The 6,707-nt window shown below is 52.1% G+C and carries 4 protein-coding genes and 2 pseudogenes; 5 read left to right on the forward strand and 1 reads right to left on the reverse strand.

Annotation, left to right across the window (positions count from 1 at the left end; all coding sequences use genetic code 11):
- The first annotated feature begins 396 nt into the window (after positions 1-396).
- From B4967_RS10140 to B4967_RS10160, 5 genes and pseudogenes are all read left to right on the forward strand, one after another.
- Complete coding sequence (locus B4967_RS10140) at positions 397-573, forward strand: DUF2933 domain-containing protein (RefSeq protein WP_008958470.1); 177 nt, start codon at positions 397-399, stop codon at positions 571-573.
- Positions 574-613: 40 nt separating this feature from the next.
- Positions 614-958: a hypothetical protein gene (locus B4967_RS10145; RefSeq protein ID WP_083025040.1), complete on the forward strand. Its 345-nt coding sequence runs from the start codon at positions 614-616 to the stop codon at positions 956-958.
- Positions 959-1,178: 220 nt separating this feature from the next.
- Positions 1,179-2,534, forward strand: a pseudogene (locus B4967_RS10150) (APC family permease).
- A 10-nt stretch (positions 2,535-2,544) separates the two neighbouring features.
- Entirely contained in the window at positions 2,545-3,003 is a 459-nt protein-coding gene (locus tag B4967_RS10155) for a hypothetical protein (protein ID WP_008958467.1), read from the forward strand.
- The gene (locus B4967_RS10160; RefSeq protein WP_083025042.1) at positions 2,996-5,308 is read left to right on the forward strand and encodes a heavy metal translocating P-type ATPase; all 2,313 of its coding nucleotides are present in this window, start codon (positions 2,996-2,998) and stop codon (positions 5,306-5,308) included. Before B4967_RS10155 ends, B4967_RS10160 begins: the two co-directional genes overlap by 8 nt.
- 65 nt (positions 5,309-5,373) lie before the next feature.
- Here B4967_RS10160 and B4967_RS10165 read toward each other — a convergent pair.
- Positions 5,374-6,498, reverse strand: a pseudogene (locus B4967_RS10165) (IS3 family transposase).
- Positions 6,499-6,707: the final 209 nt, after the last annotated feature.

A 6,707-nucleotide genomic window follows, 5' to 3' on the forward strand; every position in this document is an offset into this window, starting at 1 on the left:
TTACTGTCCGGGATTAGTTGACCACTACACTATTCGTTGGCACCGTGTGACAGGTTCTGTCTTTAAAGCGATATACCTCGATAAACGTGAGCTCAAGTGCGCCTGTGTCGGCAACAGTAATACCCATTAAGCTTTGTATCGCTCACCGAAAACCTAATGATGATGGGAATGAGGCTATGGATACCGATTGGGGAATTATCGCCTACTTGTTTCGACGCGCTTGATCAGGATCATATTTCCCTCCGATGCTGTTCAGGTTGCGTTCAGACAAATCATCCATGCTGTTATTGGGGTTATTTATTTGATTTTTCCCAAACCAACGGCCTTAACTGCTGTTGGCTCTTTGGGCGAGTTACTGAGGTGATTATGAGTAACAGTACAAGTAGTCGTTTGCTGATGTTGTGGGTGCCACTTGCTGGGTTTGTCATTTGGGCGGGATACCTGATTGGAACCGAGCACCGTCTCCACCTATTTCAGTTCTTACCTTTCCTCTTTTTGGCAGCATGCCCACTGATGCATATTTTCATGCATAAACACCACGGCGGTCATAAGGACAAAATAGACAAGGACTGAACCACTCTATATATACATGTACGCGCCTGGGAGAAAGACCATGAAAACGACACAACAAGAGCACCGCTTGGGTGTTTCCAAAAACACACTGGTGACTCGGAATTTAAAAATCAAGCCTAGTAAATCCAAACGCATTGAAGAAGCGATGTCAGATATCGACCGACTCTATGGAATGGCTAAGGTGGTCTACAACGAGAAAAACCGAAATATCAGCCTTGCTTACGATGCGCTGAGGCTCTGCATCGATGACGTTGAAAAAATTCTCAAGCTCCATGACATACAGGTCAGCGCTGATCGGTGGAACCGCTTTAAGAAGGAGTATTACCGTTTCGTCGATCAGAACGTTAAAGACAACGCTAAACAGGAACCTTGGAGCTGTCATTAATAGTCATAACGGCTACATGACACAACCAGGAGCAAGACTAGCTAGTTTAGGGTAAGAGCTGCTTGCCTGTGGCCTCGCAAAATCAGACCTTCCGTTAGTCATTTGCCATGTGGCTGCACATAGGTTCTATATTTAATTTATATAGCATCAAAAAACACCGCACAGGAGTCCTCGGCAGTTATTGCTGCTGTGGTTGCCGTTAATACAAGGCGTCGCTTTCATGGTTGGGCAGGATAGAACGCCACAATATAAAGAAAACAGTCTTTCGTTGGTCGGTGCCGTTGCATTAGGCACAGGCGTGATGATTGGGGCTGGTATTTTTGCGCTAACCGGCCAAATGGCCGAAATGACTGGTCGGCTATTTCCTCTAGCCTTTCTGGCCGCTGCCGTCATTGTCTCTTTCAGCGCTTATTCTTACGTTAAAATGTCCAATACCTTCCCATCAGCAGGTGGGATTGGCATGTATTTACAGAAAGCGTATGGCCCGACGCTTCCCACCGCCTTTCATGCCCTCCTGATGTATTTTTCCATGGTGATCGCACAGAGTTTTTTGGCGAGAACGTTTGGTTCCTACACGCTTGAGTTGTTTGACCTGGGGGATCGTTAACTATTTGTGCCCCTACTCGGGGTTGGTTTACTGCTAAGAGCCTTTTTGATCAATTTATCCGCCAACCGCTTGATCGAGACCGTCGCCTCGGTGCTCGGATTTATCAAAATAGGTGGCATTATAGTGTTTGGTATTGTCGGCGTGTTTATTGCCGACTCCATCGAAATGGGTGCTGGCAACGATGCACCTACGCCTACGATAACGGGCTTTTTAGGCGCTACGGCGCTCGGCATACTGGCATTTAAAGGCTTCACGACGATTACCAATAGTGGTTCGGAGCTTAAAGATCCTAAGCGGAATCTTGGCAAAGCTATCACGATCTCGATTGCGCTATGCGTGGTGATCTATGCCCTTGTCGGTTTTGCCGTTGCCAGCAACCTATCTTTGCCTGAAATTATCGAAACCCAAGACTACTCCCTGGCCGCCGCTGCCCGTCCCGCACTGGGTGAAGCGGCAGTTGCGTTTACCGTCATTCTCGCCATGTTGGCAACGGCGGGCGGTATCATCGCCAGCGTCTTTGCCGTTTCGCGCATGCTTGCCATGCTGACAGAAATGAAGCTGGTTCCTCACCGCCATTTCCACATGCCCGGCAGTGTACAAATGCATACACTGGTGTACACCATAGTATTTGGCTTAGTGCTCACCGCTTTTTTTGACCTGAGCCGCATCGCAGCATTAGGCATCATTTTCTACCTGATCATGGATATGGCCATCCACTGGGGTGTGCTTCGTCATCTCAAGGACAGAGTGGGGGCTAATCCTGTTATTCCTAGCATTGCCATACTACTAGATGCTGTCGTGTTAATCGGCTTTTTATGGGTAAAAGCCATCTCGGACCCCATGGTGCTCATCGTTGCTGGCGTAGTAATGGCTACTCTTTTACTCGGCGAATGGATTTTCCTATCCAAACGCGACGCTTCAAACGATAGCGAGCACTCTCACACTCATTTACCGTTAATAGCGTTATAGGAGGTACCAAATGGACGTTAGAACCTTTGGTGAATTGATCGATTGGACCCGTCAGTTACACGAGCATCTTGCAGCTTGCCTTGCTCATTGCGCCGATATACACGAAGAAGAGCGCGCTCGCATGTTGCTCAATTACTTAGCTGCACAGGAAGCGGAAATGCAGCGCGTTGTGGCGCGCTTTGAACAGACTGCTGACGCGAAAGCATTAAAAACCTACGTTTATGACTATTTGGAGCATAAACCTATCCGTACGCATCGTACCTGCGATGCGCCCTATTCCACGCTAAGTGTTGACGACATTTGCCGAGAGGTTTTTGATTTCCATGAACAAACGATAAACCTTTATCGAACCCTCGTTGGCAAAGCGGAAATTCCTGAGGCTAAAGAGCTCTTAGATTCCCTTTTAGCACTTGAAGAGCACGAAGCCATGCGCCTTGTTCGCCAAACAGGGAGAATGAACGATGTCTGAAGACCATAACGAGACAAAGGTGAAAGACCCTGTTTGTGGCATGGACGTTGATCCCCATACCTCCCGCCACCGTGCCGATCACGCGGGTAAGACTTGGTACTTCTGCTCAGAAAAGTGTCAGGAAAAGTTTATTGCCAAGCCTGATGCGTATCTTGAGCCAAGCAAACAGTCACAAGCGTCAGTACCCTCGGGGTCTATTTATACTTGCCCGATGCACCCAGAAGTTCGACGAGAAGGCCCAGGCGACTGTCCAATCTGTGGCATGGCGCTGGAACCTGAGACCGTCTCTGCTGACACCGGCCCTTCGGACGATCTCAAGGACATGACCAGGCGTTTCTGGATCGGCCTAGTACTGACCCTCCCCGTGTTTGCCCTAGAAATGGGTGGCCACGTGTTTGGCCTTATGCATTTTATTTCCCAGCAAACCTCTAACTGGATTCAACTGCTGCTGGCAACGCCGGTAGTCGTCTGGGCAGGTTGGCCATTCTTTGTACGCGGATGGCGTTCGCTAGTGCATCGCAGCCTTAATATGTTCACGCTAATCGCGATCGGTACCGGCACCGCGTTGCTCTACAGTTTGCTGGCCACCCTCACACCGGGCATCTTTCCCGACGCCTTCCGTCAAGCCGATGGTTCGGTGGCCGTTTCTTTCGAAGCCGCGGCAGTGATTGTCGTTTTAGTTTTACTGGGACAAGTATTAGAGCTACGCGCTCGTGAAAAAACCTCTGGCGCTATTCGTGCTCTGCTCGACTTGGCGCCTGCTACCGCTCGACGCCTTGATGATCAGGGCAATGAGGAAGATATCTCTCTTGACCAGGTTCAGGTAGGGGATCGTCTCCGGGTGCGCCCCGGCGATAAGGTGCCATTAGATGGCGAAGTGATGGAAGGTCGCTCGAACGTTGACGAATCCATGGTTACCGGTGAACCACTAGCGGTGAAAAAGGAAGTCGGCGATGGCGTCATTGGCGGCAGCATCAATGGTCAAGGATCCTTTGTCATGCGCGCTGACAAGGTGGGCCAGGACACGATGCTGTCGCAGATTGTGCAAATGGTCGCCAGCGCCCAGCGCAGCCGCGCACCCATTCAAGGGCTTGCCGACAAAGTCGCCAGCATCTTTGTACCCGTCGTTATTCTCATTGCTGTTGTGGCTTTCATCGCCTGGTCATTGTGGGGCCCTACCCCGCCGATGGCGTTTGGCCTTATTGCGGCGGTTAGTGTTCTTATCATTGCCTGCCCCTGCGCGCCAGGGCTTGCTACCCCCATGTCAATTATGGTCGGTGTAGGGCGCGGTGCCCAGTTAGGCGTGTTGATTCGCGATGCCGAAGCTCTTGAACGTCTAGAGAAGGTCGACACCGTCGTCGTCGACAAAACCGGCACGCTTACCGAAGGCAAACCACGAGTGACCGAGTTGATTCTCACTGAAGGCATTGCTGAATCGGAGCTTTTGCGCTTGGCAGCTAGTCTTGAGCGAGGCAGCGAGCACCCCTTGGCCCATGCAATAGTCGAAAAGGCTAAAGAGGCAGAGGTAAAATTAACAGAAGCGTTGGACTTCGAGGCTCCCAATGGCATGGGCGTTATAGGCCAGATAGATGGCAAGCGTATTGCCCTGGGCAACCGGCTATTGATGGAAAGCGAGGGCGTTAACACCCAGTCTCAAGACACACATGCCGATCAATTGCGCAGAGACGGTGCTACTGTCATCTTTGCGAGCATCGACGGGAATTTAGCTGGGCTGCTCGCCATTGCCGATCCGGTCAAGGAAACCACCGAAGAAGCCATTCGTTCACTCCAGGCTGACGGCATTCGAGTGGTGATGCTGACAGGCGATAATCGCACCTCCGCCAACGCTGTGGCACGTCGGCTAGGCATTGATGAGGTCGAAGCTGAAGTGCTTCCAGAGGATAAAGGCCGAGTGATTCAGCGTCTCCGTGATGAAGGGCGCATTGTTGTCATGGCCGGCGACGGCGTGAACGATGCACCTGCGCTGGCTACAGCGGATGTCGGCATTGCCATGGGAACCGGCACCGATGTGGCGATAGAAAGCGCTGGGGTTACTCTACTGCGAGGAGATCTTACCGGTATTGCCACGGCGCATAAGCTCTCAAAAGCCACCATGCGTAATATTCGCCAAAATCTCTTTTTTGCCTTTGCTTACAACGCGGCAGGCATCCCCATTGCCGCAGGGATTTTGTACCCCTTCACCGGCATGCTGTTATCACCGATTGTCGCGGCGGGGGCGAGGTCACTCTCTTCAGTGAGCGTGATTGGCAATGCTTTACGACTTAGGATGATTGCTATTAAGTAACAATATCTACTCGAAGATAAATCTGAATCGCCCCGGGTCTTCTAGACACCCGTCAGGCTCTGGAACTACCGCCGTTCGTACTCAACGGGTGACACGTCATCACTCGTGCCGTGGCGGCGTCTTGGGTTGTAGAACATTTCAATGTAATCGAACACATCGCTTTTAGCAGCCTCTCGGGTTGGATAGATACGCTGCTTGATTCGCTCTCGCTTGAGGAGCTGGAAGAAGCTTTCAGCAACAGCATTGTCCTGACAGTTGCCCCGGCGGCTCATGCTGCCCTCCAGATGATTGGCCTTCAAAAAACTTTGCCAATCCGAGCTGCTGAACTGACTACCCTATCCGAATGAATCATGACGGGCTTTTGGGGCTTCCTCCGCCAGACGGCGGACAGCAAGGCATCCAGTGCCAGCTCTGTCGTCATGCGAGGCTTCATTGACCATCCCACCACCTGCCGAGAGAACAGGTCGATCACCACCGACAAGTAGAGCCAGCCCTCGTAAGTGCGGATGTAAGTGATGTCGGTGACCCATGCAACGTTGGGTGCCGTTGCTCAAACTGACGATTCAGGTGGTTAGGTGATACTACCGCTGGCTTGCCGCCATAGCGGCCCGGCCGTCGCCGATAACCGGTTTGTGAACGTAGTCCTTCCTCACGCATCAGACGGGCCACTCGATGCTTGCCACAGACTTCACCGAGCTCTCGCAGGTCCTGGGGAATCTTGCGATAACCGTATACACCGCCACTCTCAAGCCAGGCGTGCTTTATCAGCCCCAGTAGGCGCCGGTCGTCTCGTGCCCGGTCAGACATGGCGTTACGGCACCCGGCATAATAACCGCTGGGGTGCACGTCCATCATGCTACACAACCGGCGCACCGGATACTGATTCGCATGGTCCTGAATGAACGCGTACCTCAGTCGGACTCCCTGGCGAAGTACGCGGTGGCCTTTTTTAGTATATCTCGCTCTTCTGATACACGTTTCAGCTCCGCCTTTAATCGCCGATTCTCAGCTTGAAGGTCATCGTCCTGCTGGCGTTGTTCTGCAGGCTTGGTATAGCGCTTGAGCCACTGGTACAAACTATGGCCGGACACGCCCAACCGAGCTGCGACCTCGGCGACGGGATGGCCCCGTTCTGTGACTTGCTTGACGGCTTCGATCTTGAATTCTTCGGTATAGCGTTGACGGCTCATGAGTCCTCCTAACTGCCTTCAGTATAAGGCCTGGAGGTGTCTACGGAACCCGGGGCGATTCATAGGCGAGCACAAGCGAGGTAGGTTGCTCGGTAATAATAGTTTGCAGGAGATCGATGGCCTGGCGAACGCGCTCGGGCAGAGAGGTAGAAGCAGGCTCGAATGAAGCCGGCATAGCGGTTGTAGTGGTTCAATAAAACCGGACACCA

The sequence above is a fragment of the Vreelandella lionensis genome (assembly GCF_002087295.1).
Classification (GTDB): domain Bacteria; phylum Pseudomonadota; class Gammaproteobacteria; order Pseudomonadales; family Halomonadaceae; genus Vreelandella; species Vreelandella lionensis.

Bases quoted from the DNA above. Each gene is read 5' to 3' on its own strand.
- B4967_RS10155 (WP_008958467.1), top strand. From the start codon at position 2,545: ATGGACGTTAGAACCTTTGGTGAATTGATCGATTGGACCCGTCAGTTA.
- B4967_RS10145 (WP_083025040.1), top strand. From the start codon at position 614: ATGAAAACGACACAACAAGAGCACCGCTTGGGTGTTTCCAAAAACACA.
- B4967_RS10160 (WP_083025042.1), top strand. From the start codon at position 2,996: ATGTCTGAAGACCATAACGAGACAAAGGTGAAAGACCCTGTTTGTGGC.
- B4967_RS10140 (WP_008958470.1), top strand. From the start codon at position 397: ATGTTGTGGGTGCCACTTGCTGGGTTTGTCATTTGGGCGGGATACCTG.